We start from the raw sequence: 25,156 nt of genomic DNA on the forward strand, positions 1-25,156 counted from the left end.
CACTCGGACCGCCGACCACGACGCCGTGATCTCCCAGCCCGCGGAACTCTGTACCCGGCTGTTCGAAAGTGCCTGACCGGCGAAACGTGCCAGGTCGGCGCATGTCCCCACTCCGCTCGTTCAACAATTGAGGTTTCACCATGTTCATCGTCTATGCCATCATCGCCGCTCTGATGTCAGTGGTGCTCCTGGCTTCCGCCGGAGCCAAATTCACCCGGCCTCAGCGGCTCGTCGACCAGGTGTCCACCCTCGGCCTGCCGTACAGCGTGCTGCCGTTCCTGGGCCTCGCCCAGATAGCCGGCGGCGGTGGTCTGATCATCGGACTCTGGTGGGAGCCTGTCGGCATCGCCGCTGCCGTCGGCTTGGCGCTCTACTTCATCGGTGCAGTCGCCACACACCTGCGTGTCGGTGACTACAAGGGAGCCCTCCCTGCAGCCGTCCTCACCGCTGTCGCCATCGTTCTCGCCGCAGCACGCTCCGTAACCCTGTGACAGCCTTCCACTCTCCGGTAGGAGCGCACCGCCCCTGGCGGAGGCAGGAGGCGTTGTAGGCGTGGTTACGGGATGCGACGAGGGCTCCTGGTGTAGCCGTCTCTCTGGTGGCCGGCCGCTTGGCCTCCGCACCGGCCGTCGCTCGGCTGGCCGTAGTTCGGCGAGTAGATCCGTTGCACCTGAACGACATTGCCGCATGAGAGGGGTCGACATAGCCTTGCGCACGCAGCCATTCGGCGTCGCAGGATCCGGCCGGCCGCCGAGCGGCCGCACCCGACTTCGCGCGAGACGCGGCTGGTACTCCACTCGTCGATGTAGTGGGAATAGGACGGGGCGGGCGGACGGTTGCGTCCGGCATGACAAAGGTTGCCGGAGAATACGGTGTGTGGCGCGGATACAAGGGGTTCACCCCGCAGGCCGCGCGGGAGATCGAAGAGCTGGGATTCGGGGCGCTGTGGCTGGGAGGCTCGCCGCCGGCGGATCTGTCGGCAGCCGAATCGCTGCTGGAATCGACGGAATCGCTGATCGTCGGCACCAGCATCGTCAACATCTGGACAGCGCGGGCCGATGAGGTGGCGGAGTCCTTCCATCGGATCGAACAGAGGTTTCCCGGTCGGTTCCTGCTCGGCATCGGAGTCGGTCATCGCGAGGCCAATGGTGCTGAGGCGATCAAGCCGTATGACGCCCTGGTGAGCTATCTGGACGAACTCGACGCGGCGGGGGTGCCGAAGGGTGGCAGGGCGCTGGCGGCACTCGGGCCGCGAGTGCTGGAACTGGCACGCGACCGGACCGCCGGTGCGCTGCCTTATCTCGCCCCGCCGGAGCACACCCGAATCGCCCACGAGATCGTCGGTGCGGACGCACTTCTTGTCGCAGAGCAGAAGGTGGTCCTCGACGGTGACCCCGACCGGGCACGAGCTGTCGCCCGGCAGATGGTCCCGATGTATCTGGGGTTGGTGAACTATGTCAGCAATCTGCGCCGGCTCGGCTTCACCGAGGAGGACCTGGCGGCTCCGGGCAGTGATCGGCTCGTCGACGTGCTCGCGCTCAATGGCGAACCCGGCAGGGTCGCTGCGGGGTTGGCCGAGCACTTGTCTGCGGGGGCAGGCCACGTCGCGATCCAGGTCTTGAACGAGGACTACCTCGCGGCCCTGCGCACCCTGGCGACCGTGCTGCCCCTCACACGGTGAGATGACGGCCGCCGCTCCGGCGACCCGGGTTGCGTACGACGTTGGCGCCCTACGCCGCAACCGCCACCGCTCGGGAATCCTCGACCCGCTACCCGTTCGATAGCGGGTGTCCCCGCGCGGGCTGGGATGTGCAACCGCGTGCGTGCAGCTTGCACGCGGTTGCAGCGGTCGGCAGGTGCGCCTAGGTTTGCCCGCTGGGATGGCGGTGTCGATCGAGATGAAAGTGAAGAGCACTGGGCTGCAACAAAGTTTGAATCAGCGATGTCGTCTGAGTGCGATGTCTGTGGATAGCGAGTGTGTCCCCCTCCGGACACGTTCTTTACGCACACGGATGGAATCGCTTCGGCGACCACCACCCGGGTGTTGTCGTTATAGGTCAGTTTCAGGCCGAGCCCCCGCAACACCAGATGTTTGTCAGCTGGATCGGCTCGTCGGAGGGCGTCGACTAGTCCGCCCAGGGATCCGATGAGACTACCGATCTCTTCCTCGTAGCCGGTGTAGCGAGGATTGGTCAGAATCGCTCGGACCGCGCTCTTGGACCACGCGATTCCTGATCGGTGACGGTTATGGGCGGGGTCGTGGGCCGATGGGCTGGCGATGTCATCGGCTGTCAGTTGCTGTGCGATGGCGAAGATCCGACACCGGACAGGTAGCTTCGGAAGATCCGTTGAACCACGGGCGCGGCGACAGGATCGGCCTCGAGCCGGTGAAGATGCTTGCCTTCAGAAGCCTTGCCCGGGTGCGGGTGTGGGCTCGCGTCGGCGAGTCGGTAGCCATAGGGCGGTGAGGGCAGGGGTCCGTCTGAGGGCTTTGGGTCCACGATGTGAGCGCGCACATGTGAGCGCGCACAGCGGATTGTGCGGGAACTGGACATCGCCTACTGGAAGCTACTCGGGCCAGGTCCTTACGCTGTTGAACGCCAACCACTTAGCCTGTGTCAGGGCTGTGCGAGGCTGATTACCCGATCACGGACGCCCTGAACTCCTTGCGAGCGAGGGTGTTCGGCGTTCTGCGGGGTAGTGGGTCGCTTTGCTGCCGGACCCGTCATCCATCCCGACCAGATGGCCATCCATCTCGAATGGCCATCCACGGTGACGATTCAGGGGCCACTGTTTCGCGGCGGTGTCGCAGCGCTCCCGTGCCGCGTATATTTCAGCCGATGCACGCGTCGGACGAGCGACAGCCATTGATCTCGCGGTGGTCTGGCATAGGGCGCTTGCGTCCCGGTGTGCTCGAGATCGAGGGTCCGCTGGGAAGTCTGCCGGGGCATTCTCACCACTCCGTGCAGGTGGCCGTCGCCCACCGGGGCACGTTCGTCATCGAGGATTTCCAGGGTCGTCAGCGACGTACGAACGCGGCGATCGTTCCCGCCGATCAGACGCACGCGTTCAGCGCGGCCGGCGCCTGGGGCGTCGTGGCGCACGTCGAGCCCGAGTCTGCCCTGGGTGCCGAGCTGATCGCGCTGGTCGACGATCCGTCCCACGTTCGCGCCTGGCATCACGCGGGACAGACCCTGACAAAGGGTCACAGTGCGTACGTGGAAGGGCGCCTGCGCTCTCCCGGAAACACCTCGCACCCGCTTCATCCGGGAGTCGCCGCCGCACGCACCCGCCTTCAGACCGAGCTGGACTCACGACCCATCCGGCTTCGCGACCTCGCCGCGACCGTTCATCTGTCGGAGAGCCGGCTGTCCCATCTCTTCGCCCAGGACCTCGGAATCACCTTCCGGGCTTACGTCAGATGGCTCCGGCTGCTCCGGGCGACCGCAGCGGTCGCGCAGGGCCGGACGCTCACCGATGCGGCTCATCTGGCGGGGTTCACCGACAGCTCCCATCTCACGAGGACGTGTCGCCGAACCTTCGGCGGCCCGCCCACCGCGTTCAGCACGATCAGTTGGGAGATCCTGCCGACCTAGCAGGTTGGTCCAATCCTGGACGCAGGGGAAGGGGCGAGGCTCGAGCAGACCGAAAGGAACTGCTCGTGAACACATCACCCCTCTTCGACTCCTTCACACCGGACGGCGGCGGCCCCCGACTCACCTCACTTCACTGGGTCCCGAGCGGGCCTGCGCGGGCCAGTGTCGTCATCATGCACGGTCTCGGCGAGCACGCCGCCCGCTACGACAGCACGGCTCGGTTGTTCACCGCGGCGGGTTTCTCCGTGCTTGCCATGGACTACGAAGGATTCGGGCGATCCGAAGGACGCCGCGGCGACGTCCGATACCAGTCGACGGCGCGGGCCGTGGACCATCTCATCGCACACGAGCGTGCGCGAACGGGCGGCGCACCGGTCGTGCTGTACGGCCACAGCCTGGGCGGGCTCTACGCGTTCCTCTACGCAGCAGACCGGCCGGGGACGGACGTGGCCGCGGTGGTGGTGACCGGACCCGCTTTCGACTCGGAGCTGCGGAACCAGCGTCTCAAGGTGGCCGTGGTCAGGAGCCTCGGCCGCGCCTTCGCCACCCTGACATTGCCGAACGGGCTGCGGTTCGAGCGTGTCAATCGCGACCCCGACGTCGTCGCCGAACGATACGCCGATCCCTTGGTCCATGGGCGAGCGACCGCACGCTTCGCGATCGACGTCCTGGCACAGATGGATCGCGTGGCATCGGCTGCCACCCGAGTCGCTGTACCACTACTCGTGGTTCACGGAGACGCCGATCTGATCAATCCGGTCTCCGCCAGCCGCCAGGTGGTCGACCTCGTGCCGTCGGCGACACTGCGGACCTGTCCGGGCGTCTACCACGGGTTGGAGGATGAACCCGAGGGGCCGGTCATCCTGGCCGACGTCATCGCATGGATCGACCGGACGCTTCACGGCGAGAGGGTTCCGGGGTAACCACTCCGGATAGTTCTGCTGATCTCGCGACTTCATGCTCCTGATGTGCATGAAGTCGCGAAAGCCATTGCAACACCGAGGCAGCTGTTTCCGAACAGGACGGGGACTGCTCTTGGTTCACGCTTGCTGCTGCGCGCGAACGGTTTCGGGGTCCGGGCTGGTCGCCATGGTCGCCGAAGGTGCGGTGCGGGGCCAGGTCCAGGCGTACCGCAGGATGAGGGCGAGAAGGAACACTTCCAATACGATGCCGAGGCCGTAGAAGTACAGCCAGGACGCGCCCACCACGTTGAATACCGTGACGGGGACGTAGAGCGACGCCACGATGAGGTTCGCGATGCGGTTCACTCCGGCGGGCAGCGTCATCGACAGTATGACCATGAAGATCGGGACGGCCATGAGGGTCAGCGCCGCGGTCGAAAAGGTCTGGGAGAGAGCGAACTCGAAGACCCTGCCGTCGAGGATGTCCTCGACGACGCCGGGCGTGAAGAAGTTGAGAATGTCCACGTAGGCGTACAGGAACATGAAGCTCGTCCACGCGGCGGCGAGCTTGGCTCGCACCGGCATCGGCTGGTCTTCCAGGGTGGTGGTGGGTTGACGTGTTCTCATCATGGGCTCCGTTGTGGGGCGGATCGGTAGGTCCACGATCGCTGAGCCCGGCGGCGGGCACACCGGCCCGGAGGCTGGAGTTCGCCTGGCCGATGGCATGATCTCTCTCTCGTACTTTCGGCGGGTACGCCGAGGCGCGCCGATCCCTATGCTGAAGCCGTGGTCACTGTCCGGCGCTCCCTCTGGCACGAGCCGCGGCCTGGTGACGCCCCACCCATCGGTCGTCTCGACTGGCTGCTGGTGGGCGTGTTCGCGGCCGCCACCTTGGTCGAGAGCATCCTTCGGCCGGGCTTGGCCTGGCGCCCCCTGGTGGCGGTGCTCGCCTTGGCACTAATACCTGCCCTGCTCTGGCGGCGAAGCCGCCCCCTGATGGCCGCCCTGGTCGGGTGGGGCGTCGCTGGGCTGCTCTCGGTCCTGCAGCTGACCGCGCAGGCCGGGGACCTCGGCCTCTACTCCATGATGGCCGACTTGATCCTGCTCTACTCCCTGGTGCGGTGGGGTTCGGGACGGGAGATCGTCGTGGGGATGGCGTTCGTGGCAGTCGTCGTCGCGCTGGGGATGTACGCCTCCTCCGCGGGCTGGGCCGACGTTTTCGGCGGAAGCGTCCTCTTGCTGTTGTTCGTCGCCCTGGCGGCGGTGTTCCGCTACCGCGCGGACCTCTGGCATCGCCAACGGCGCGAGATCCGCAATCAGGAACGGGTGGCGCTGGCGCGCGAGCTGCACGACACCGTGGCCCACCACGTCTCGGCCATCGCGGTGCAGGCGCAGGCCGGTGGCGTGGTCGCCGCCATCCAGCCTGAGAAGGCCGCCGAGGTCCTGGCCGCGATAGAGTCCGAAGCGTCGCGAACCCTGGCAGAGATGAGATCCATGGTGCGGGTGCTGCGTGAGGAGGAAGCCGTCGCCTACTCACCGCAACTGGGTGTCGCGGACCTGCCTGCTCTGGCGCGCGCCGACGCGACGCCCACCGTCGAGGTCTCGCTGGACGGTTCGTTGACCCGGCTGGCACGACCCGTGGACGCCGCGCTCTACCGGCTCGCGCAGGAGTCGCTGACCAACGCCGTACGGCACGCCCGCAGCGCGACCCGCGTCGGGATCGACGTATGCCGGGAGGGCGACACCGTCAGGCTGCGGGTCAGCGACGATGGACAGACCGAGCCGGGGCCGGTCCCGAAGCCTGGATTCGGCCTGCTGGGCATGGCCGAACGCGCCCAGCTCCTCGGCGGATCGCTGTCCGCGGGGCCGGGGCCCGAGGGTGGTTGGGTGGTTGAGGCGGTGCTGCCCGTGGATGAGCTGGCATGAGCATTCGTGTGGTCGTAGCCGACGACCAGGACTTGGTCCGGACCGGGCTGGTGATGATCCTCGGCGCGCAACCCGACCTCGAGGTCGTGGGGGAGGCGGCAGACGGGCTCGCAGCGCTCGACCTGGCGACCCGGCTGCGTCCCGATGTCCTCCTGGTCGACATCCGGATGCCCGGGCTCGACGGCGTCGAGGTGACGCGACGCCTTGCCGGGCCAGGTGTCACGGACCCGATGGCGGTCGTCGTGATCACCACCTTCGACCTCGATGAGTACGTCCTCGGCGCCCTGCGCGCCGGCGCCCGCGGCTTCCTGCTCAAAGACGCCGGGCCGGAGCTCCTCGTGCAGGCCATCCACGCGGCGGCCAACGGGCACGCGCTGATCGCCCCCAACGTCACCCGCCGGCTGCTGGCGACCTTCGCCGACCAGGCGCCGGTGGTACCGGTCCAGCCCATCGACCCGCTCACCGAGCGCGAGGAGGAGGTCCTCGCGCTGGTGGCACGGGGCCGGACCAACGCCGAGATCGCCATCGAGCTCTTCGTCGGCCTGAGCACGGTCAAGACCCACGTCGCATCGTTGATGAGCAAGCTCGGCGCCCGCAACCGCGTCGAGATCGCGATGTGGGCATACGACACCAGACGCGTGAGAGCCGATTAGCGGGTGCCGGTGGGAGAGTTCGGCCGTGCTGGTCACGTGCCGGGTTGCTTCGGCGTCCAGTGGGCAGCGCTCAGGCTGTGGAGTCCACGGCGGATGATCTTGTTGAAATCTCGTCGCGGCTTGCAACCGGCAACCGGTTGTCAACCACGTGTCAGTTGTCTACTTTCGGCGGCTGATTCATCGGCGCAGAATGTCGGGCAGGGGCCTCTCAGGGTGAACTTCCGGGTCTTTCCGGGATCCGGAGACCGAAACAGATCCTGCAACTGACCCCGCTGCTCGCAGCGACCGTCGACCTCATCACCGCGATCGCCGCCGTCCAGGCCGCCATCGCGCTGGCATTCGGGATCTGGCCGCTCAACCCGCTCGACCAGATATTGGCGGCGACGGTATGGGTCATTCCGGTCTTCCTCATGCAGTCGGTTTTCGCTATCGGCGAAGAGTTCGGCTGGCGCGGCTGGCTGGCGACCCGGGCCGCGTCATGGGGATTCTGGTCGCTGGCCTTTGTCAGCGGTGTGGTCTGGATTGTCTGGCACCTGCCTGCTGCAACGGCAGCCCGAGCGACCGGGCAATCGCGCTGAATGACCCGCCAGCCCGCCACCGGCTCCACACCTCGTCCTGACGAGCAGCAGACATCCCGTATTCCCGCACCCAAACCTCCACGCCGACATGATCATCCACGCGGTGATGCAGTGATCCCTTGAGCCCAAGGTCGTTTTCCGAACATCCCGCGCGGCCCACCGCAATGAATGATCAGCGGGCTTGGTGGTGCTTTCGCAGAGCCTCGATGAGGGTCAAGACCAGGCCGAGGTTGCGGACCCGGTCCGGGGTCGGCGTCGGCATACGCTTTCCTGCGGTGTTCGGAAAGTGCAGCATGCCGTAGGCGGCGCTGACGGTATTCAGCTCGGACCACTTCAATGAAGCCGAGTCGACACGCAGTTCCGTAGCGCTGATGGCGATTTTGTCGAAGTCCAGAGTCTCGCCGCGCTGCAGGGCCGCCAAGGCGTCGGGAAGCTGGGCGCGGGTGATGCCTTCCTGCATCACCGGTCCCCACACGCCTTCGAAGACGAATGGTGCGCCGCGGCGGATATCGGTCACGCGCTGTCCGTCCAGACGGGGGGTGCGGATGTGCGCACCGCGTCCGATCGAGAAGGCTCGACGGTTGGGACCGACGAGGATCCAACGGTCGGCGGAGAGGCCTCCGTTGATCGTCTCTCGATAGTTCCATACCGACGTCGAGCGCCAGGCGAAGGCGACCGGCATGTGCTCGCCGGTGAAGGCGAGTCCGGCCTCGTACACGTACAGGCGGGCTGTGTTGTTTCGGGTGAAGACCCAGCGTTGATAAGGTCCGAAGACCTCGCGTAGCCGACCGAGGTCGTGTTGTGCCGCAAGTTCTTCGATCGCGGACGGTACCGGTTCGCGTTCTTGCAGTCCGCGCAGCTCTGTTCCCATGAAATCCCCCCGAAAGCTACCAATGCTGCTGTGCAGCAACATGTTCGATCGTCCGCCCAACCTAGCCGTGATCGCGTCGCTCGGCCAGTGGTGGTGCGTCCGCGTGCGATGCTCGCGGACTGGGGTGACGGCGTCGGACGTACTATCGGCGGATGCGCCGCGATCTGCTGGTCGGTGGCCTGGTCGCAGCGCTGCTGTTCGTGCTCGCGCTGTGGCCGGTGTAGGTGCGGCCGCAGGTCGACGAGCCGCGGCGCGCCGATGCGATTCTCGTGCTCGGTGGCGCCCGCGTGCGGGTTCCACCGAACTGGTCACTGGACGACCACGACGCCGAGCAGCTGCTGCACACCGCGGCCGGTACCGGGCTGGAGGGCATCGTCTGCAAGAAGGCCGACTCGATCTACGAGCCGGGATGCCGCTCGTCGGCCTGGACGAAAGTGGTCCTGAGACTCACGACCGAGGCGATCATCGTCGGCGCGGTCTTCTGCGAAGAATTGCATCGAATGCACGATCAAGTTGACCAATTCGGCAGATAGCCAGGGCAGCCACGATACCTGGCGGGTTGTGGTGGATGCCGATCTATCTGCGCTGTTGCCCAGATTTAAGCATCTAATGCACGATTCAGTCATCAGGTGGCGGTGGCCGAGGGGTGGCGAGACCTCGCGGTGAACGACCCGGATCGGAGATGCTCGAGTTCGTCGACGGAATTGGCCGGTCAGGCGGTTTACTCGGCGGTCCGCGACAGTCGAGCTGAGGCTGGGCTGTGTTCGGGGACCAGCAACACGGGCCGGTGTCCGTGATGGATCAATTGGGCCGAGACCGACTCTCCGAGGAGGCGGTCGACTAGCGATGCCCGGCCGTGGCGGGGCGCACCGAGCACGATCATCGACGCGTCGTTGGCGTCGGCGATCGAGCTGAGCAGATGCGCAGGGTTGCCGCGGTGTGCGTGGTAGGACCAGTTGCCGGGCAGTGCGCCCAGCATCGAGCACGCAGAGGCGCGTTCGCGCTCGACGACCTCGCTGATCGCGCGGTCCCAGTCGGCGGCGTCGGGATCGATGGGCAGGTCGTCGGTGTCGATGACATGGACGACATGTAGGTGCGCGTTCAGTGCACTGGCCAACCCGATCGCGTAGTCGAGCGCGACGTGGCTGGCGTTGTGCCGGTCGAACCCGACCACCAGGTGCGTGGCCGGTGTGGTCGGTCCGGGCGGGCCGTCCACACGTAGCGGGTCTCGCCAGTCCCGGACGCCGGGCTGAGGCTCGGAATCGCTCATCGCCTTCTCCTCACCATCCGGCCACGGCCAGTCCCACCGCGCCGGCTAGGACGGTCAGCGCCAACGTGCCGAACGCGTTCGCCGCTGCGGCGCGATAGTTCTGGCGTTGGATCAAACGCACTGTTTCGAAACTGGCGGTACTGAAGGTGGTGTACCCACCACAGAACCCGATCCCCACGATCACCTGCACCGAACCTGGCGTCGCGTGGAACAGGACCAGCCCGGTCAGGATCCCCAGCAGCAGCGACCCGGTCACGTTGATGATGACCGTCGCCCACGGGAATTCCGAGGCCCGTCTCGACCGGATCATCCCGTCGAGAACGAACCGTGCTACCGCACCTGCGCTGCCGGCCAACGACACCCACAACACCATCATCGCTGTTCCTCGCCTCGTCGCGACGTCATCCACGCACCGGTGGCGATCCCGACCGCGGTCGCGACCATCCCGACGATCACGGTGCCGAGGGCGTAGCTGATCGCCGCCCACGGGTGATGGCCACGCAACAGCAGGTCGGTGTCTACCGCGAGGGTGCTGTAGGTGGTGAACGAACCGATCATCCCGGTGCCGACGCACTGGCGCGCTCGTTGCCGCCACCCTGTATCCGGGCCCAGGCGGGCCAACGCTTCCAGCAGCCCACCCAAGATGAACGCGCCGACGATGTTGATGGCGAACGTGGTCACCGGCCAATGTCCGGGTGGGGTGTGGGGGAATGCGACACCGAGTCCGTAGCGGGTGGGAGCGCCGATCAAGCCACCGAGAGCGACCGCCGCGATCGCCGACGGCCGGACGTGCAGTGGACCTGGTGGGGCGGGTTCGGGATCGACCCGCAGAACGGCTGAGGGTTTGCGGCCCATTTGTTCTCGGGGCTGCCGGGCGCCGCCGACGCGTACTGACCGACCGCGAGTTCTTCGCCTTGTTCGCCAAGAGGACCGGGATGTACATCGGCTACACCGATGCGTGGAGTCCTCACCTACATCGAGGGCTACGACATGGCGTCCCGCCGCTGCGGTCGGCCATGTCTCGAGGGGTGGCGCGAATGGCTGATCAAGCACCACCAGGTTGGCCCGAACCTGGCCTGGTGGGCGCAGATCCAGCAGATCGCCCTGCCCGACTGGGACATGTCGAGCGTGAAAACCTCATCTCGATCGACTTCCGCCGGGTTGTCGATCGTCGTGTAGACCACGATGCCTGTCCAAAACCGCTTGATGGCCTTCAGGGTCTCCACTGCCTCGACAATCAGATCGGTGTCGAGCCGCTCGTCCGGATCGACGATGTACTTGATGAGTTCGTGGGGCCCTCGTGCCGATGGTCGTAGATATCGTTCAGCCGATCCGCCTGCGCCATGGCGATGGCTTCGGACTTGACCAGCCAGAGCAGCGAGGCCCGAAACTTGTTCTTCGGCGCCAGAGCCAGCACGTTGCGCTGGTAGGCGTCCTCGTTGACGATGCCGCGGCCGGAGTCATCGCAGCCCACGCTGTAGAATTCTCGAACCTCGTCAAGCACAACCAGTTTCAGCCGCTCATGGATCATCTGGAGCAGTCTGGCGAACATCCGGTACGTCTTTCACCACATCCTCCCGGATCCGGCCCTTGGACGCGGTGTAGCCGTGCTGATGCGCCGACGCAGCCGAATGACCCGCGACTCGTACGAAGGCCAGATCGTCCGGTGTCGCGAGGCCGATTCTCACCATGCAGAAAGATCCCAACGACTCCCGGTGTCTGCGAAGAGGTGATGATGCCGGCCACGCCGCTATCGTTTGTCTGCGATTGCTGCCGTCTCCAGTGCCCGATGTATGACGGTCGATCCCTGGTCGACGAACTCGGCAATCGGTGTGGCGAGAGCGTTGGGCAGGACATCGGTGTGCCAGACGAACAGAGTTTTGCCGTTCTCGGCGGGCAGAGCCTGCATCGAGGCGTGGTGGTGGGCGGGATGAAGGTGCCCGCCGACGACCGAATAGGCCACCCGCCTGCTCGCCGGGTCGAGGTCGACGAGGCGTTCAGCGACGATCGTGCCGTCGGCGAACGTGACTGTGCGGGTGTCGGCGTCGAGGCGAGTATCGGTGACGAAGCCCGGGGCGAGACGCTCATGCACCGCGCCGAAATCAGCGAGAACATCCCAGACCTGCTCCGGGGTGGCGTCGACGACGAATTCTTTGTGAATGGATGCCATGGAATTCTCCTGGTCAGGCCGCAGCGAGGCAGAACAGATGGCCTTCGGGATCGGCGAGAACCGTCCACTGACCCTGCCCCGGCTGGAAATCGGGCGCGGTCGCGCCCAACGTGCGCAGCCGCTCGGTTTCGGCCGGTACATCGGCGACCGTGAAGTCGAGGTGGGCGTGCTTACCGGTATCGGGCCAGCCAGGACCCTGGTATCCCTCGACTCGTTGGAACGCGAGCTGGATCGGGCCCTCACCCAGATAGGCGGAATCGTCATCGAGATGGGTGATCTTCCAGCCGGTGACCTCGCGGTAGAACTCCGCCATCACCTTCGGTGAAGCGCAGTCGAGGGTGATCGAGGCGAGGCTCGCGTGGATGGTCATATCTCGTTATCTCCCTGGTGTAGTCGGTGTTGCCGTCTCAGCATCCATGCCCGGCCCCCCACAGGTCTTGAAGATTTTTGCGGGCATTTTCTTGTCGTACTCTGGGCGTACGGTCCGTGGGTGCTGTCCGCCACGATCCTCGCCTCCCGGCCGGAGTTCACTGTGACCACCGTGAACTGCCGCTCCGATCACACCCGCTTCTCGGCTCCGGAGGTCCGCGACGACCATCGGCTCGTGCTCGTGCGCCAGGGCCGGTTCCAGCGACAAGCCGACGGTGACCTCGTATATCTGGACCGCACTGTCGGCTACCTCGGCACACCGAGCGAAGAGGAAGGGTTCGCCCACCCCGCCGGCGGTGACGTCTGCACCGCGGTGACCATCGAGCCCAGCCTCCTGGAAGGAGCGGTGAGCCCGCGCGCGGTCTACGTCGATGCCCGTATCGAGCTCGCGCACCGCCGAATGCTCACCGCTGCCGCGGGCGGCGATATCGACTACGCGGTGACCGAGGAACTGGTCCGGCTCGTCGCACTCGCCGCCGGACGGCCGGTCCCACGGCCGCGGCCCGCCGATCGAATGCTGGTCACGGCGGCCCGCGAGGCGATCATCGACGGGGCGCCGGAGTCGGCCGGGCTGCGCTCTTTGGCCGTATTGCTGAAGGTTTCGCCGTATCGGCTGAGCCGGGTGTTCTCACAGCACATGGGAGTGTCGCTGACCCGCTACCGCAACCGGATACGAGTCGGGCAGGCCCTCGACCGGATCACCGACGGAGAAACCAGCCTCGCCGACCTCGCCGCACACCTCGGCTTCGCCGACCAGGCACACCTGACCCGCACCGTCCGCGAACACCTGGGCCACACCCCCACCGCCCTGCACCGACTACTGACCCCCACCCTCCAACCGCGCCGCTGAAAAGCCGCACCGGAGCGACGCTGATCGTGGCCGACGCAAGCTTTGGGCGCCCGGCCGCGGGGGCGCTGGGCCATGCTCACCATGTGGTGAGTGGTTCGGCGTCGACAACGACGCCGGCCACGCAACTCCAGACAGCTGAACGGTGTCCACAAAAGGACGTCCTCGAACCTATCCAGGGCCGTAAAGCTGGCCTTCACAGGTCAGTGGCCGGGGAACCTTCCGCAATAGTTCGAGGTTCGCTGTGACGATCATCCAAGCAACCCTGGCGACGGGTTAAGGTTCAGTGGGTGAGTTTCAGAATCGCGACCTACGCCGTCTGCCTCGAACAGGGCCAGGTGCTGCTCACCCGTCACGTCGCCGCATGCGGCGAGACCACATGGACACTTCCAGGCGGTGGGGTCGAGCATGCGGAGGATCCCTACGATGCGGTGACCCGGGAGCTCTCTGAAGAGACCGGCTACGACGGGGTTGTCGAACGCTTGCTGGGCGTGGATTCGAGGGTGATCCCCGCGGCCGTTGCTCGTGCGGGAGTCGAGCATCAGAATGTTGGAATCTTCTACAGCGTACGCATCACCGGCGGTCGGCTTCGAGCAGAACTGAACGGGGCAACTGTCGAGCCGACCTGGACTCTGATCGGGGAGGTGGCTTCTCTGCGCCGAGCATCGCTTGTCGATCACGGCTTGGCTCTGGCCCAGATCCTTCCGGCAACCGGTCACATCACGCCCACTCCGGTCGGCGGTTTGATCCAGCACTGAAATGCTCCCGGCAATCTGCCCGGCTGGCACGCGGTCGCGACTCGGCCACCACAAAGCTGACTCCGGTCAAGCGCGCGGCAAACGCCGCAGAACGCCCGGTTCCGCCCGAAACCTGTAGAGGGAAGGTCGAGTTCAGCGTGGGGGAACGGTGAGCAGGGTGCGATAGGTGGCGGTGTCCTCGGGTTCGCCGACGCGGCGTCCTTCGGCTTCGACCCAGGCGTGGGCGGCGAAGGGTGAGGTGCGTACTCCGGTGCACCAGGTGGGCCAGGTGCCGCCGAGTCGGCACAGCAGGGTGGTGGCCAGGGAACGCTGCAGGCAGTACCGGCCGGAGCACATGACGCTCACGGCGGTCACGTCCTGGCGGGCCCGCAGCGCCGTGGCGTAGTCGGCGGGCACCGATCCACGGCGTGCCACGTGCAAGACGGCGCGTAGGCGCCGGGGTGGGAGGCGGGCCAGCAGCCGTGCGGCGCCGACGGCGGTGCGTGCGGCGATGCGGCGGCCCAGCGGTGGGCGGGTTTGGCCGGTGTCGAGGATCTGGCTCACAGGGCGCTCGCCAACAGGCCGGCGCGGGTGAGGTGGTCGAGCAGGGCCGCGACATCGGCTGCGGCGCGGTCGTGGTCGACGGGGCGGGTGGCTGCGAGCCGGTCGGCGACCTGTGCGGGGGTGGCGCCGTCGAGCAGCGCCGAGACGACGGCGGCACCGGTGGTGTTGAGCTGCCAGTAGCGGCCGTCGCGTTCGTCGAGTAGGACCATGCCGTCCTGGGTGGGGCAGCAGGAGACGTCAGTGCGTAGCTGTGTCAACGGGATGCTCCTTGTGCGGCTGGTGGTGGGTGAGGTAGTCGGGGACCGGATGGGCGGCCAGGTCACGCAGCCACTCCTCGGTGCCCAGGGTGTTCTCCAACTGCGGGGCGCCGCCGATGTGCAGGCCCGGGCTGAGCAGGACGCGGCGTAGCCCGCTTTCCTGGACCAGGCCCGCGGCCACCAGGTGCGAGGTGTCGGCCCAGTCTGCGAGTTGGCGGGAGTGGGCTTTCAGGCCCTCGTGCCATTCGTGGCCGCAGTGGTCCTTGGTGGTGCGTGCCAGGAGGTGTTCGGGCACCAAGCCCTCCATCGCGGCGGCCAGCAGTGGTTTGTAGGACCAGGGGTGGCCCGCTTCCTCGGGTCGCACCGACAGGCAAGCAGTCAGGACGGCGTCGTCGCAGAACGGGCTGTCGACGGGCAGCCCTGCGGCTGTGCCGGCGTCTTTGATGAGTCCGGCCAACCTTCCGGCTTCCCTCATCTGATGGATCCAGGCGTGGCGGCCGAAGTCGGCGGCGAGCGGCCCGTCCTGTTCGGCGGCGCAGAGCAGCAACCCGGCGAGCTGGTCGTCGGCCCCCGTACTCGACCACGCTGGAAGGACTGTCTGCGGTCCCCACGTCTCGGGCGCGGATGCGGACACGGCGGGTTCGCGGAGTCGGCCGGCGGCCGCGGTGAGCCAGGCCGGGTAGGAGCCACCGCCCAACAGCATCCGGGCGGTCGCGCCCAGCGGCCACCGGCGGTGGGCCATGAAGCCGGCGGTATGGCGCAGTGCGAGCCGGGGGCTGCGGCGCGCCAAGCCGTGGAGGTAGGAGGCGGGGGGCGAGACGACGTGGTCGCCGCCGTGACCGGACAGCCGCAGTGTGGCTCCCCGGGCGCGCATCGCGTGAGCGAGGTGGCGCCGGATCTCCCTGTCGCGCAGTAAGGCCGAGGGTTCGCCGAGGGGGTCGTGTCGCCGGTCCAGGCCGCTGAAGCAGGCGGGCAACTCGGCAGAGGGGAAGGTCAGATGTTCGATGCGGGGTAGGTGGTTGGCGGCGTAGCGGGCGTAGTGGTGGTCCTGGTTGCCGGGGGCGCTCCAGTGCAGGGTCGCGGTGACCAGCGAAGCCCCGGCTTCGGCGGCCAGGAAGCACAGGGAGGTGGAGTCCATGCCACCGGATAGGTCGACGGCCAGCACCCGGCCGGGGCGCGCCCGCAGCGCGACCGCCTTACGCAGGGCCTCACGCAGGAGACTGGCCGCTTGCGCCAGGGGCAGTTCCGCAGCCGGCGGGTGCCACCACTCGATGGTGCGGCAGGCCCCGTCTGTGTCCAGGTGCAGTGCCTCACCGGGCGTGACGGTATCCACGCCGCGCCACATCGCCGTATCTGCCAACGGGTGTGGCAATCCCACGGCGAGGCGGGCCGCGAGCTGGGCGGTATCCGGCTCGGCGCCGGTGAGCCAAGCTACGGTGTGCGCCCGGTCCGCGCACACCGTCACCCCGTCGATATCGGCCCGGTACACGCGGCGGGCCCCGGAGGCGCTGCCACGTAGGTACAGGTGTCGGTCCAGGGTGGCGGCGACGTGGAAGCTGCCGTGGATACTGTGTAGCGCCGCTTCCAGGTTCGCGACCGTGTGCACGCGTTTCAGGCGGGCTGTCAGGTCTGCGGTGGTTGTCGAGGAGGTGCCCACCACCGCCAGCATCCGCTCGCCCGCCGACGCCAGGACTATCTCGTGAGGCGGCCAGGAACCCAGCAGCCACGGCCGCCCCGACGGGTAGGACACCACGCTGGTGGCCCGTGCCAGTAGCTGGGCCAGCACGGGGGGTAGCGCCGCCCGGTCCGGGACCATCACGAACCAGCACGCCGACATATCGCTCACCTGGCAGTCAGCTCCTGACATCGGGCACCTCGCCCGCGACTTCGATCAACGGACCTATCCGGCCCGTCGGCCGAGCCCCGACGCCGATTCCGGTCCAGAGAGTCCGCCGGGGTCGACGGGTGCCTCACATCACTCAACTGCTAGAGATGCAGGTACGAGTGCTCTCCCTCGGTAGCGCCTCGTACTCCGCCCTGGGTGAGGTCGGCGAAGTCGCCGGCCTCGGCCAGCAGCGGGATTTCATAGACCTCGGCGGGCTCGATGTTCAGTGTCTCGTTCATCGTTCACCTCCAGATCTCGCGGGCGGGCCATCCGCCCATTGATACCTTAGGTGCATAACTTCACTGTGGCGCAGGGGCAGCCATCACCGAATGATCACAGTGTCCGCCCGCGCACCCCGCGGCCTCACCATCGCCGAAGCCCATCACCACAGGTCAGGGATACTCGTTGTTTCTCGGCGGCCTCACCCGTCCGGCACCTTGATGGGCCCCGTCCCACCGCTACGACGAATCTCCCCGCCCCCACACTTCACCCGCCGAGGGCCAGACGGCTGTCAATGTTCAGAATGTCAACCGGCAGGGTTCTGGTTCGAGTCGTCGTCATCGCAGACACTCCCGAACCTCGCCATATCCCCAGCCTGCTCGCGCTGTCGATGTGATGGTCACTGGCTGGTACGCCGCGGTCGCCGCCGGCGTGCGGCCCGGCTCGACGGTGGCAGTCGTCGGCGACGGAGCTGTCGGTCTGCGCGCGGTGCCGGCGGCGGGGGAACTCGGCGCCGCCCTGATCACCGACCTCAGCGACGGCATCGGAGCGGATGCGGTCCTCGAATGTGTGGGGACCAGCGAGTCGATGAATCAGGCGCTGCGCTCGGCGTGCCCCGGCGGTGGCCTCGGAGTCGTCGGGCTGCCGCACGATGTCCCACTGGGCGGGAAGAGCTGTTCCTGCACTGAATTGCCACGAAATAGTGGCATGACCCCGTGTGGCGCAACGAAAAAGCGGCCGAGGCGCAGCGATCACATGTGATCATCGTAGTGTTCACCGGCTCGCGACAGGGGTGGCGCCGAAGTGACTGCTGAATTGTTCTTCCGTGCGCCCGTTCTCGTCGACCGGACCGATGAACTGTCCTGGCTGGAGTTGTGTCTGGACGAGGCGGGTGCCGGTGCGGGGCACGTCGTGCTCCTCGAGGGACCGGCGGGTATCGGCAAGACGACCGTGCTCGACGAGCTGCGCAGGCGCGCGCAGGTCAAGGGGTGGGAGGTGCGTTCGGCGCGCGGCGGCGAGCTCGAGCGTGGCTTCGGGTTCGGTGTGGTTCGTCAGCTGCTCGAGGCCGGACTTTCTCGTGCCGAACCCCGCGAACGTGCCCGGTTGCTGTCGGGTGCGGCGAGTCTGGCCGAGGCGGTGTTCACCTCGGTGGACCCCGCGGCAGGCGGTGACATCGCCTTCGCAACCCTGCACGGCCTGTACTGGCTGGTGGCCAACATCGCCGAACGATCGCCGGTGCTGATTGCCATCGACGACCTCGGCTGGATCGATGAGCCTTCCCTGCGATTCCTGCGGCATCTGGCCTTGCGTCTGGACGGGTTGCCTGCGCTCATCGTGGTGACCGCAGGCCCCGGTGGTGAGCGCCACCGCCGCGATGTCGAGGAGTTTCTGCTCGAAGCGCGGCCTGCGGTGCTGCGTCCGCTGCCGATGTCGCTGCCCGCTGTCGCGACGCTGCTGCGGGACAGGCTCGGTGCGCAGGATCAGCCAGACCTGGCGCGGGCGTGCCTAGCGGCGACCGGGGGCAATCCGTTCCTGCTCACCGAGCTGCTCGGCGCGCTGCACCGGCGCGACGACGCCGGTGCGGTCGATCCGTCGGCGGTGGCGACGCTGGCGCCCCGGCGGGTCGCGGCAGCGGTGCTGGCCCGGGTGAGCCGGATCGATGCAGCGGCACCGGGATTCGCGCGGGCCCTCGCTGTGCTCGGCGACAGCGCCCGTGTCGAGGACTGCGCGCGCCTCGTCGGGCTCGACCCGACCGCGGCAGGTGCGCTGGCCGACACGCTGGCCGCTGTCGCGGTGCTCGAGCGCGGCGAACCGTTGCGGTTCGTGCATCCGGTCGTGCGCGCAGCCATCTACGGCGATATCCCCGGTGCCGAGCGCGCTGCCCTGCATGCCCGTGCGGCCGGCCTGCTGGCTGCGCAGGGCGCCGACCCCACGGCCGTCGCCGCGCATCTGCTGGTCACCAGTCCGTCCGGTGACCAACACGTGGTGACGCTACTGAGAGGCGCCGCCCAGCGGGCCGCCGCGGCGGGAGCACCGGACGCCGCCGCCACCCTGCTGCGCCGCGCGCTCGACGAACCACCCGCCGCGGTGGACCGCCCACAGCTGCTGTTCGAACTCGGCACCGCTGAGCACGAGATCGGCGCCGGCGACGCCTCCCTGCATCTGCGCCTGGCAGGCGAGACCGCGGTCGACCCGGTCGACCGGGCCCGCGCCGTCATCGCGCTGGCCTGGACGACCCACGCCGATCCGTCGTGTCAGCGTGACCAGATCGCCCTCTACGAACGCGCGGCCGACGATGTCGGTGACCACGATCGCGAGCTCGCTCTCCACCTGGAAGCTGCCAAACTCGGTGCCTTGCTGGGTAATCCGGGCCTGCCGACCAGATTCGAGGACGAAGCGGCGCGCTTCGGTACGCTACCCGCGCAGTCGGCGGCCGAATGCCTGCTGTTGTCGTTCGTGGCCCGGCGCGCACTGGCCACGGGCGGGCCGGTGGCCGAGGCGGGTGACCTGGCCGAGCAGTCGGCGGCGCATCCGGCGCTGACCAGTCACGGTGGACATCCTTTGTGGCGCATTAACATCACGTTCTGCCTGATCGCGGCCGAGCGCTACGGCATCGCCGTGGATCTGCTCACCCGGGCCGCACGTCATGCCGAACGCACCGGTTCGCCGCAGTGGACCGCGCGGGTGCTGTGGTTGCGCGGGCTCACCCGCCATCGGTGCGGTGACCTGCGGGGCGCCGAAACCGATCTGCGGGCCGCCGTCGACGCGCAGGGCCTGACCCACACCCACTTCCAGTACATGGTCATCTTCCCGCTGATCGATGTCCTCATCGATCAGGGTCGGCTCGACGAGGCCGCCGCGCTGCTGACCGGCAACGGACTCGACGGAGAGTTCGACCCGGAGCCGACGTCGATCACCTCACAGATCGTGCGCGGTCGGCTACGCGCCGCGCGGGGCGAATTCGCTTCCGCCCACAACGATCTCGTCGACGCCCTGCACCGGCTGACCGCGGCACGTGGACTGCTGCCCGGGGACCACGACACCCGAATCGCCCTCGTCCCCGTGCTGGCCGCGCTCGGCGACGATCGCGGCGCGCGGGAACTGGCCGACGCCGCGCTCGCCGCGGCCACCGCCGCGCAGTCACGGCGCGCGATCGGTGGCGCGCTACGGGTGTCCGGGCTGCTCCGCAACGCCGCCGAGGGCCTCGACCTGCTTCACCGCGCCGCCGAGATCCTCGCCGACTCACCCTCCCTGGTATGGCGGGCCGAGGCTCTGCTCGACTACGGCAGCGCCCTGCGCCGATCCGGCCGGACAACGGCCGCCCGCCCGCCACTGCGTCAGGCCATGGAGCTGGGGCACCGGTGCGGCGCCGCGGGGCTGGCGGAGCGGGCGAGCGGGGAACTACGGGCCGCGGGTGGACGTCCCCGCCGTCGCGCAGGCGCCGGTGTCGAAGCCCTGACCAGCCGCGAACACCGGGTCGCCGAACTTGCCGCGCGCGGCAGTTCGAACAAGGAGATCGCCCAGTCGCTGTTCGTCACCTTGCGGACGGTGGAGATGCACCTGTCCAGCGCCTATCTCAAACTCGGTATCCGGTCCAGGAACGAGCTCGCCGTTGCGCTGCGCGGATAGGCCGTTCACTGCGCCCCCGACAGCTGGGTGATGATCACCAGGTTGTCGAATGTGTCGTCACCTTCGGGCGTGGTGTCGCACGTCTCGAGGATCAGCCGGCCCGGCACGTTCACCAACAGGTCTGTGCGCCGGGATATCTCACGTTTGGGCACCCGGAAGACCTCCTGGACCGTATAGGAGAGGGTGCCGTTGGCGGTGCCCACCGTGACGGTGTGCCCGACCCGCACCCGCTCCAGCGCAGCGAAAGGTACCTCGGTGCCGGACCCGTCGTCGAAGTTGTGGCCGACGATGAACGATGTTCCCTTGGAATCGGTTCCAGGCCGGTTGCTGTCGGTGCGGAAGACCGGCCGGTTGTCGACCGGTTCCACCCGGCCGTTCACAGCTTTGATCCCGGCCGGGTTCAACGTGGTCCGCCCCAGCACCCCCGGTTCGATCGCGATCCAGATCGGCGCCGACTGGCGGACCTGCCTGACCGGCCGAGTACTGGCCGGTCGGGTGGTCTCCGGCGCCGATGTCTCCGTCTGGACCACGCCGGGCGTCAGCACACTCTGCAGCAACCCGCTTGCCTGTGCGGCGGACACACCGATCAACAGCGTCCCGCCGAACAGTGCCACCTTGGCCAGGGTCGACATGGCCATTATCGGGCGCGGCGAACCAGCAGCGACACACCAGCGGTGACCAGCAGCGCGGCACCGACACCGGCGGTGATCCACCACCAGCCCGAGACAGTGCTGCCTTCCGAGCCCGGATCACGGCCGGTCACGATCTCGGCCGGTGGGGTCTCCAGGATCACTTCGCCGGCCTCCTGAGCTACCTTCGCTTGCTCGACGGTCTTGACCTTCTCCGGGTAGTAGCCGGTGAAGACGATGTCCTTGCCGTTCTGATAGCCGGTGCACAGGCGACCGGAAGGTGCTCGATAGGTGTAGACGTGGCAACCGCACTTCTTGTCGTAGTACGACGGGATCTCGGGGACGATGACGAGGAGATCGCCGGTGACGCAGATCAGGTATCCACCTTCGGTGCGGCACTCCGGCTTCGGCTTCGGGGTCGTTGTCGGCGGAGTGGTTTCCGCCGAGGTCGTGGGTTCGGAGCCCGTCGTCGTCGTAGTTCCGGTGACCTCCGGCCCCGAGGTCGTGGTCGGCGGGACGCCGGAGGTGGTTGTCGGTGGAACCGTCGTCGTGGTCGGTGGGACTCCAGACGTGGTCACCGGCGGGAGGGTGAATGTCGGCGGCAATCTCAGCGATGTTATCGGCGGCAGCTGCGACGTGATGGTCGGCTGGACCAACGTACCCGGTATCCGCGTCGACGTCGGCGGTGGCAAATCCGGCTGCTCCACCTCGCAGCCCGCTTGACTCGGCGCGCAGTTGTCGGAATCGGCCGGCGGCGCCGCGGCACCGAATCCCGCCGTGAACGACAAGAACGCGGCCACGAGGAACATCACGGCGGACAGGACGAGAGCGGACCGAATTCTCATGGCTTCCCTCACACACTCGGAATCTCCGGCTGTGCCCACCGTTTTCGGCCGCGACAACACCGGCGCGGCGCACACCATGGGCACGGTGCCATGGTGTGCGCCGCGAGTGGTGCCGAGCTACGTGGTCCGACCGAAGCACCGACCGCAGCATTTCGACTGCGCCGGTGACAGCCCCGCACGGCAATGCCGATAGCCTGAAATAGCCTTCGACACAGCCGCTTTCGTAGCCAATTGCGATACCGGTGAACCTTTGCGGGTGGCGGCGCGGAGGTGGGGTTGATCATGCGAGAGCAGGAACGACAGGCGCGAATCCTCAGGTACTGGCGAGCAGTCGAGTACTTCTCGCCGCCGCGGGTGGACGCGGCGGGGCGGGTGCCGGTTTCCGTCCAGGACATGCCAGCATGCCGGGCCTGATCGACGAGACGGTCCAGCAACTGATCGGCCAGCTACAACCACTGTGCGGCGACCATCGCCCCTGCTGCTAATCGATCCAAGCAGCGATCAGGGTGGGCGTGCTCGATCGCGGCTATTGCATCGCCCAGGGGTACCTGCCGAACCATGCGTCAACTAGTAGTTGACGATGCGCGGTGCGTCAACTACTAGTTGACGCATGGCGATAGTTCGTGAGTGGTTTTCGCCGACAGCACATCGAACCGAGGAGTCGCAATGGAAGCCTTCGAAAGCGCTGCGCGCCAGCAAGCCGAGTCATCGGGCAGGCGGGCGACGGTCGTCGGCGCAGGGATCGCCGGCTTGGCTGCCGCGTTGCGATTGCGTCAGCAGGGCTGGGACGTCGTCGTGGTCGAACGCGCGCCGAGTCGCCGCAGTAGTGGTTACCTGGTGAACCTGCACGGACCCGGATATGCCGCTACCGAGCGGCTCGGGCTGCTACCGGCGTTGACCCCGCGCGACATCGGATTCTTCACCTCGGTCCTCGTCCACGCCGACGGCCGTGAGAAATTCAGAATTCCCGCCGCTGTCACCGAGGCCGCTGTCGGGAACCGGGCCTTGAGCTTGTTCCGCGGCGATGTGGAGTCGGCACTGTACGACGCCGTCGCCGAATTCGCCGATATCCGTTTCGGCACCACGGTGCGGGCCATTACCCAGACCCCGGGGGAGGTCGAAGTCACCCTCAGCGACGACACCCACCTCCACACCGAACTCCTCGTCGGCGCCGACGGCGTGCACTCCCGGGTTCGAGAGCTCGTATTCGGTGCCGAGTCCGAGTATTTCGTGGACCTGGGCCATATGGTCGGCGCATTTCCGCTGGAATCACCTTCCGCCCACATGCCAGATGGTCTCGGCACCACGTACATCGGTCCCGGACGTACGGCCGCGGTGATGAACCTGGGACCGGAAAGGTCCTCGGCGTTCTTCGCCTACCGCTGCCTCGCCCCTGACACCGAACTCGCTCTCGGCGTCGCACCCGCCCTCACCCGAGCGTTCGGTGATCTCGGCGGCGGTGTCGCCGACGCACTCCGCCAGCTCGACGCCGAGCCAGGCACCGCCTACTTCGATTCGGTCGGCCAGATCGTGATGGACCGCTGGAGCCAGGGCCGAGTCGTCCTGCTCGGCGACGCGGCCTGGTGCGTCACGGTATTCGCCGGTTACGGCGCCGCCCTCGCCCTCGACGGCGCCGACCGGCTCGGCACCGCGCTAGCGGCACACGGCGACGACATTCCCGCCGCCCTCGACACCTGGGAGACGGCGTTGCGGCCGGAGGTGAACAAGCGACAGGCGCTGGCGCGGAAGGGAATCAGCCGATTCGCCCCGCCGTCACGCACACATGTGTGGGCGGGTGAACTAATGCTCCGTGCAATCCAGCTCCCCGGCATCCGCAGCCTGGTCCGACGCTCCATCCAACGCGCCAACAACTAGCCGCCGAGTCGCTGATCGGCCGGGCTCAGCGGACTACTCGGCGGCGAGCCCGGTCCAGTCCGGCTGGCCGGTCCCTATTCTCGTCTAGCTACGATGATCGGACAGTGATCCCTGGAGGCGCTGGCGGCTTCGCTGGAGGCCGGCAGGTACCCCCGCAGGATCTCCGCATGGAGAGGTAATGGGTACCGTGTACTCCCCTGTTATGGAGCTCAACCTGTTGAAGGACCTGCAGGACAGGATCGGCTTCGAGAACTACGCCAACGGATTCGGGTTGCTCGAGTACGGGAGTACCTCCGAGCTCGAGGCTTGGTCGGAGAACCCGGAGTTCACCGCCCGGTTGGTTCCCTTCGCGCAGGCCAATGGTTCTGGTTCGTTCTATGCGCTCTGGGGGTACGACGACCAGGCGGAACTCGCTGCCTTGCCTGTTGTGGTTTTCGGGGACGAGGGTGGACTTCACGTGGTCGCACGCAATACGCAGGAGCTCTTCCAGCTCATCGGCTTCGATTCGGAGATCATGGTGGGCTGGGACGAAGTCTCATTCTGGCGCGAGTCGGACGAACCGCACAGCACGGGCCACGCCGAGTACACGGCCTGGCTCGCACAGCACTTCGGCCTGCCGGTGGCGGAAAATCCGGAGGCGGTTGTCGCTACGGCACAGGCGGAGTTCGGGCAGCAGTTCGCCGACTGGGCTCGTCGATTCTTGCCCAACTAGGGGCACCGTTGGCGAACGGCGAGCCAAGCGACAAGTAGCTCTCTGTAGTCGCCAATGCTGCCGGCCCGCTCCCGCCATGCCTCGGTCGGCTCCCTGGAGCGGTACGCCCGCCACATACCCCTGGTCAAACACGCCGCGTTCGCCGAGCGAATGTGGTTTTAGCGCACGCTCGGACAGCTCATCGATGCCGACTACGACGGCCCGCTGCGGGCACATGGCAGTTCCCGCGTGGGCGATGAGGAGACCGTGGCTGAGGTGATCTCGGAGTTCGAACGCGCGAGCGCCCGAGCCAGTTCCATCACAGCGGGGATTCCCCTGGACGAGACCCGCGAGCATCCACGCATGGGAGCCTTCGCCGGATCTATATGTCCATGACCGTCGAGTTCGCCCGACATGCCGGCCACGGTGACATCCTGCGCGAGCAGATCGGGGCCGATGGCGGTGTCCCCGCGGCCCGGTCACTGCGCGATCGTCCGAATCCTCAGGTGTAGGTCAGTCTTCGATAAACGACCTTGGTCTCAACCGGTCAATGCATCACCGCTGGTGAATGATGTCCGGTTG

At 67.3% G+C, this 25,156-nt stretch carries 32 protein-coding genes; 17 read left to right on the plus strand and 15 right to left on the minus strand.

Going from position 1 to position 25,156, the window contains the following annotated elements:
* Positions 1–140: 140 nt before the first annotated feature.
* Both ACFVAV_RS18020 and ACFVAV_RS18025 read left to right on the plus strand, forming a co-directional pair.
* Positions 141–491 (plus strand): DoxX family protein, encoded by a 351-nt coding sequence (locus ACFVAV_RS18020; RefSeq protein WP_379036056.1) that lies wholly within the window; start codon positions 141–143, stop codon positions 489–491.
* 356 nt (positions 492–847) lie between these two features.
* Positions 848–1,681 (plus strand): LLM class F420-dependent oxidoreductase, encoded by an 834-nt coding sequence (locus ACFVAV_RS18025; RefSeq protein ID WP_379036057.1) that lies wholly within the window; start codon positions 848–850, stop codon positions 1,679–1,681.
* Here ACFVAV_RS18025 and ACFVAV_RS18030 read toward each other — a convergent pair.
* Positions 1,630–2,316: a recombinase family protein gene (locus ACFVAV_RS18030; RefSeq protein WP_379036241.1), complete on the minus strand. Its 687-nt coding sequence runs from the start codon at positions 2,314–2,316 to the stop codon at positions 1,630–1,632. The genes ACFVAV_RS18025 and ACFVAV_RS18030 overlap by 52 nt on opposite strands.
* Before the next feature lie 593 nt (positions 2,317–2,909).
* On the opposite strand from ACFVAV_RS18030, the gene ACFVAV_RS18035 reads away from it, so the two are divergent.
* Both ACFVAV_RS18035 and ACFVAV_RS18040 read left to right on the plus strand, forming a co-directional pair.
* Positions 2,910–3,596 (plus strand): helix-turn-helix transcriptional regulator, encoded by a 687-nt coding sequence (locus tag ACFVAV_RS18035; RefSeq protein WP_379036058.1) that lies wholly within the window; start codon positions 2,910–2,912, stop codon positions 3,594–3,596.
* A gap of 65 nt (positions 3,597–3,661) precedes the next feature.
* Positions 3,662–4,519: an alpha/beta hydrolase gene (locus ACFVAV_RS18040; RefSeq protein ID WP_379036059.1), complete on the plus strand. Its 858-nt coding sequence runs from the start codon at positions 3,662–3,664 to the stop codon at positions 4,517–4,519.
* Positions 4,520–4,636: 117 nt separating this feature from the next.
* Here ACFVAV_RS18040 and ACFVAV_RS18045 read toward each other — a convergent pair whose 3' ends face one another.
* On the minus strand, positions 4,637–5,125 hold the full coding sequence (locus ACFVAV_RS18045) for a DUF6326 family protein (RefSeq protein ID WP_379036060.1): 489 nt from the start codon (positions 5,123–5,125) through the stop codon (positions 4,637–4,639).
* A gap of 159 nt (positions 5,126–5,284) precedes the next feature.
* Here ACFVAV_RS18045 and ACFVAV_RS18050 point away from each other — a divergent pair, with 159 nt between their 5' ends.
* The 3 genes from ACFVAV_RS18050 (at position 5,285) to ACFVAV_RS18060 (ending at position 7,655) form a co-directional block, all read left to right on the plus strand.
* Positions 5,285–6,424 (plus strand): sensor histidine kinase, encoded by a 1,140-nt coding sequence (locus ACFVAV_RS18050; RefSeq protein ID WP_379036061.1) that lies wholly within the window; start codon positions 5,285–5,287, stop codon positions 6,422–6,424.
* Complete coding sequence (locus ACFVAV_RS18055) at positions 6,421–7,077, plus strand: response regulator (RefSeq protein ID WP_379036062.1); 657 nt, start codon at positions 6,421–6,423, stop codon at positions 7,075–7,077. The genes ACFVAV_RS18050 and ACFVAV_RS18055 overlap by 4 nt, the downstream gene beginning before the upstream one ends.
* A gap of 374 nt (positions 7,078–7,451) precedes the next feature.
* Complete coding sequence (locus ACFVAV_RS18060) at positions 7,452–7,655, plus strand: type II CAAX prenyl endopeptidase Rce1 family protein (RefSeq protein WP_379036063.1); 204 nt, start codon at positions 7,452–7,454, stop codon at positions 7,653–7,655.
* A gap of 172 nt (positions 7,656–7,827) precedes the next feature.
* Here the strand turns inward: ACFVAV_RS18060 and ACFVAV_RS18065 are convergent, their stop codons facing one another.
* The gene (locus ACFVAV_RS18065) at positions 7,828–8,568 is read right to left on the minus strand and encodes a DUF6585 family protein (protein WP_379036064.1); all 741 of its coding nucleotides are present in this window, start codon (positions 8,566–8,568) and stop codon (positions 7,828–7,830) included.
* Between the two features lie 182 nt (positions 8,569–8,750).
* On the opposite strand from ACFVAV_RS18065, the gene ACFVAV_RS18070 reads away from it, so the two are divergent.
* Positions 8,751–9,059 carry a hypothetical protein gene (locus ACFVAV_RS18070; protein WP_379036065.1) on the plus strand — a complete coding sequence of 103 codons (309 nt, stop codon included), beginning with the start codon at positions 8,751–8,753 and terminating at the stop codon, positions 9,057–9,059.
* A gap of 188 nt (positions 9,060–9,247) precedes the next feature.
* On the opposite strand, the gene ACFVAV_RS18075 is transcribed toward ACFVAV_RS18070, so the two are convergent.
* From ACFVAV_RS18075 to ACFVAV_RS18085, 3 genes are read right to left on the minus strand one after another with little or no spacing between them, the layout of a single operon-like run.
* A complete protein-coding gene (locus ACFVAV_RS18075; protein ID WP_379036067.1) occupies positions 9,248–9,796 on the minus strand; it encodes a universal stress protein in 549 nt (182 codons plus the stop codon).
* 10 nt (positions 9,797–9,806) lie between these two features.
* Positions 9,807–10,172, minus strand: coding sequence for a fluoride efflux transporter CrcB (crcB, locus tag ACFVAV_RS18080; protein WP_379036068.1), 366 nt, complete (start codon positions 10,170–10,172; stop codon positions 9,807–9,809).
* Positions 10,169–10,651 (minus strand): fluoride efflux transporter FluC, encoded by a 483-nt coding sequence (locus ACFVAV_RS18085; RefSeq protein ID WP_379036069.1) that lies wholly within the window; start codon positions 10,649–10,651, stop codon positions 10,169–10,171. Before ACFVAV_RS18085 ends, crcB begins: the two co-directional genes overlap by 4 nt.
* Before the next feature lie 99 nt (positions 10,652–10,750).
* On the opposite strand from ACFVAV_RS18085, the gene ACFVAV_RS18090 reads away from it, so the two are divergent.
* Entirely contained in the window at positions 10,751–10,975 is a 225-nt protein-coding gene (locus ACFVAV_RS18090) for a hypothetical protein (protein WP_379036070.1), read from the plus strand.
* A gap of 58 nt (positions 10,976–11,033) precedes the next feature.
* Here the strand turns inward: ACFVAV_RS18090 and ACFVAV_RS18095 are convergent, their stop codons facing one another.
* The 3 genes from ACFVAV_RS18095 to ACFVAV_RS18105 all read right to left on the minus strand — a co-directional run bounded on the left by ACFVAV_RS18095 (position 11,034) and on the right by ACFVAV_RS18105 (position 12,336).
* Positions 11,034–11,348, minus strand: a complete 315-nt coding sequence (locus ACFVAV_RS18095) for a hypothetical protein (RefSeq protein ID WP_379036071.1) — start codon at positions 11,346–11,348, stop codon at positions 11,034–11,036.
* Between the two features lie 198 nt (positions 11,349–11,546).
* The gene (locus tag ACFVAV_RS18100; protein ID WP_379036072.1) at positions 11,547–11,966 is read right to left on the minus strand and encodes an SRPBCC family protein; all 420 of its coding nucleotides are present in this window, start codon (positions 11,964–11,966) and stop codon (positions 11,547–11,549) included.
* 13 nt (positions 11,967–11,979) lie between these two features.
* Positions 11,980–12,336, minus strand: a complete 357-nt coding sequence (locus ACFVAV_RS18105; protein ID WP_379036073.1) for a VOC family protein — start codon at positions 12,334–12,336, stop codon at positions 11,980–11,982.
* 120 nt (positions 12,337–12,456) lie between these two features.
* Between ACFVAV_RS18105 and ACFVAV_RS18110 the strand changes: the two genes are divergently transcribed.
* Positions 12,457–13,245: a helix-turn-helix transcriptional regulator gene (locus ACFVAV_RS18110; protein ID WP_379036074.1), complete on the plus strand. Its 789-nt coding sequence runs from the start codon at positions 12,457–12,459 to the stop codon at positions 13,243–13,245.
* Positions 13,246–13,532: 287 nt separating this feature from the next.
* A complete protein-coding gene (locus tag ACFVAV_RS18115; protein WP_379036075.1) occupies positions 13,533–14,000 on the plus strand; it encodes an NUDIX hydrolase in 468 nt (155 codons plus the stop codon).
* A 132-nt stretch (positions 14,001–14,132) separates the two neighbouring features.
* Here the strand turns inward: ACFVAV_RS18115 and ACFVAV_RS18120 are convergent, their stop codons facing one another.
* The 4 genes from ACFVAV_RS18120 to ACFVAV_RS18135 all read right to left on the minus strand — a co-directional run bounded on the left by ACFVAV_RS18120 (position 14,133) and on the right by ACFVAV_RS18135 (position 16,924).
* Positions 14,133–14,543, minus strand: a complete 411-nt coding sequence (locus tag ACFVAV_RS18120; RefSeq protein WP_379036076.1) for a lasso peptide biosynthesis B2 protein — start codon at positions 14,541–14,543, stop codon at positions 14,133–14,135.
* Positions 14,540–14,800 (minus strand): lasso peptide biosynthesis PqqD family chaperone, encoded by a 261-nt coding sequence (locus ACFVAV_RS18125; RefSeq protein ID WP_379036077.1) that lies wholly within the window; start codon positions 14,798–14,800, stop codon positions 14,540–14,542. The genes ACFVAV_RS18120 and ACFVAV_RS18125 overlap by 4 nt, the downstream gene beginning before the upstream one ends.
* Positions 14,781–16,637, minus strand: a complete 1,857-nt coding sequence (locus ACFVAV_RS18130; protein WP_379036242.1) for an asparagine synthase-related protein — start codon at positions 16,635–16,637, stop codon at positions 14,781–14,783. Before ACFVAV_RS18130 ends, ACFVAV_RS18125 begins: the two co-directional genes overlap by 20 nt.
* Before the next feature lie 149 nt (positions 16,638–16,786).
* Complete coding sequence (locus ACFVAV_RS18135) at positions 16,787–16,924, minus strand: lasso RiPP family leader peptide-containing protein (protein WP_379036078.1); 138 nt, start codon at positions 16,922–16,924, stop codon at positions 16,787–16,789.
* Positions 16,925–17,300: 376 nt separating this feature from the next.
* Here ACFVAV_RS18135 and ACFVAV_RS18140 point away from each other — a divergent pair, with 376 nt between their 5' ends.
* Both ACFVAV_RS18140 and ACFVAV_RS18145 read left to right on the plus strand, forming a co-directional pair.
* On the plus strand, positions 17,301–17,666 hold the full coding sequence (locus ACFVAV_RS18140) for a hypothetical protein (RefSeq protein ID WP_379036079.1): 366 nt from the start codon (positions 17,301–17,303) through the stop codon (positions 17,664–17,666).
* A 42-nt stretch (positions 17,667–17,708) separates the two neighbouring features.
* Positions 17,709–20,534, plus strand: coding sequence for an AAA family ATPase (locus tag ACFVAV_RS18145; RefSeq protein WP_379036080.1), 2,826 nt, complete (start codon positions 17,709–17,711; stop codon positions 20,532–20,534).
* Positions 20,535–20,539: 5 nt separating this feature from the next.
* On the opposite strand, the gene ACFVAV_RS18150 is transcribed toward ACFVAV_RS18145, so the two are convergent.
* Both ACFVAV_RS18150 and ACFVAV_RS18155 read right to left on the minus strand, forming a co-directional pair.
* A complete protein-coding gene (locus ACFVAV_RS18150) occupies positions 20,540–21,166 on the minus strand; it encodes a class F sortase (protein WP_379036081.1) in 627 nt (208 codons plus the stop codon).
* 5 nt (positions 21,167–21,171) lie between these two features.
* On the minus strand, positions 21,172–21,741 hold the full coding sequence (locus ACFVAV_RS18155) for a hypothetical protein (protein ID WP_379036082.1): 570 nt from the start codon (positions 21,739–21,741) through the stop codon (positions 21,172–21,174).
* Between ACFVAV_RS18155 and ACFVAV_RS18160 the strand changes: the two genes are divergently transcribed.
* The 4 genes from ACFVAV_RS18160 (at position 21,734) to ACFVAV_RS18175 (ending at position 25,086) form a co-directional block, all read left to right on the plus strand.
* Entirely contained in the window at positions 21,734–21,886 is a 153-nt protein-coding gene (locus ACFVAV_RS18160; protein WP_379036083.1) for a hypothetical protein, read from the plus strand. The genes ACFVAV_RS18155 and ACFVAV_RS18160 overlap by 8 nt on opposite strands.
* A gap of 788 nt (positions 21,887–22,674) precedes the next feature.
* A complete protein-coding gene (locus ACFVAV_RS18165; protein WP_379036084.1) occupies positions 22,675–23,883 on the plus strand; it encodes an FAD-dependent oxidoreductase in 1,209 nt (402 codons plus the stop codon).
* Between the two features lie 202 nt (positions 23,884–24,085).
* On the plus strand, positions 24,086–24,595 hold the full coding sequence (locus ACFVAV_RS18170; RefSeq protein ID WP_379036085.1) for a hypothetical protein: 510 nt from the start codon (positions 24,086–24,088) through the stop codon (positions 24,593–24,595).
* Positions 24,596–24,960: 365 nt separating this feature from the next.
* On the plus strand, positions 24,961–25,086 hold the full coding sequence (locus ACFVAV_RS18175; protein ID WP_379036086.1) for a hypothetical protein: 126 nt from the start codon (positions 24,961–24,963) through the stop codon (positions 25,084–25,086).
* Positions 25,087–25,156 lie beyond the last annotated feature (70 nt).

Source organism: Nocardia sp. NPDC057663 (genome assembly GCF_042799895.1).
Lineage (GTDB): Bacteria > Actinomycetota > Actinomycetes > Mycobacteriales > Mycobacteriaceae > Nocardia.

Excerpts from the sequence above, each read along its gene's own strand:
- ACFVAV_RS18020 (WP_379036056.1), top strand. The coding sequence starts at position 141 with ATGTTCATCGTCTATGCCATCATCGCCGCTCTGATGTCAGTGGTGCTC.
- ACFVAV_RS18025 (WP_379036057.1), top strand. The coding sequence starts at position 848 with ATGACAAAGGTTGCCGGAGAATACGGTGTGTGGCGCGGATACAAGGGG.
- ACFVAV_RS18045 (WP_379036060.1), bottom strand. The coding sequence starts at position 5,125 with ATGAGAACACGTCAACCCACCACCACCCTGGAAGACCAGCCGATGCCG.
- ACFVAV_RS18055 (WP_379036062.1), top strand. The coding sequence starts at position 6,421 with ATGAGCATTCGTGTGGTCGTAGCCGACGACCAGGACTTGGTCCGGACC.
- ACFVAV_RS18065 (WP_379036064.1), bottom strand. The coding sequence starts at position 8,568 with ATGTTGCTGCACAGCAGCATTGGTAGCTTTCGGGGGGATTTCATGGGA.
- ACFVAV_RS18075 (WP_379036067.1), bottom strand. The coding sequence starts at position 9,796 with ATGAGCGATTCCGAGCCTCAGCCCGGCGTCCGGGACTGGCGAGACCCG.
- crcB (WP_379036068.1), bottom strand. The coding sequence starts at position 10,172 with ATGATGGTGTTGTGGGTGTCGTTGGCCGGCAGCGCAGGTGCGGTAGCA.
- ACFVAV_RS18085 (WP_379036069.1), bottom strand. The coding sequence starts at position 10,651 with ATGGGCCGCAAACCCTCAGCCGTTCTGCGGGTCGATCCCGAACCCGCC.
- ACFVAV_RS18090 (WP_379036070.1), top strand. The coding sequence starts at position 10,751 with ATGCGTGGAGTCCTCACCTACATCGAGGGCTACGACATGGCGTCCCGC.
- ACFVAV_RS18095 (WP_379036071.1), bottom strand. The coding sequence starts at position 11,348 with ATGTTCGCCAGACTGCTCCAGATGATCCATGAGCGGCTGAAACTGGTT.
- ACFVAV_RS18100 (WP_379036072.1), bottom strand. The coding sequence starts at position 11,966 with ATGGCATCCATTCACAAAGAATTCGTCGTCGACGCCACCCCGGAGCAG.
- ACFVAV_RS18105 (WP_379036073.1), bottom strand. The coding sequence starts at position 12,336 with ATGACCATCCACGCGAGCCTCGCCTCGATCACCCTCGACTGCGCTTCA.
- ACFVAV_RS18130 (WP_379036242.1), bottom strand. The coding sequence starts at position 16,637 with ATGTCGGCGTGCTGGTTCGTGATGGTCCCGGACCGGGCGGCGCTACCC.
- ACFVAV_RS18135 (WP_379036078.1), bottom strand. The coding sequence starts at position 16,924 with ATGAACGAGACACTGAACATCGAGCCCGCCGAGGTCTATGAAATCCCG.
- ACFVAV_RS18140 (WP_379036079.1), top strand. The coding sequence starts at position 17,301 with ATGGTCACTGGCTGGTACGCCGCGGTCGCCGCCGGCGTGCGGCCCGGC.
- ACFVAV_RS18150 (WP_379036081.1), bottom strand. The coding sequence starts at position 21,166 with ATGTCGACCCTGGCCAAGGTGGCACTGTTCGGCGGGACGCTGTTGATC.
- ACFVAV_RS18165 (WP_379036084.1), top strand. The coding sequence starts at position 22,675 with ATGGAAGCCTTCGAAAGCGCTGCGCGCCAGCAAGCCGAGTCATCGGGC.
- ACFVAV_RS18170 (WP_379036085.1), top strand. The coding sequence starts at position 24,086 with ATGGAGCTCAACCTGTTGAAGGACCTGCAGGACAGGATCGGCTTCGAG.
- ACFVAV_RS18175 (WP_379036086.1), top strand. The coding sequence starts at position 24,961 with ATGTCCATGACCGTCGAGTTCGCCCGACATGCCGGCCACGGTGACATC.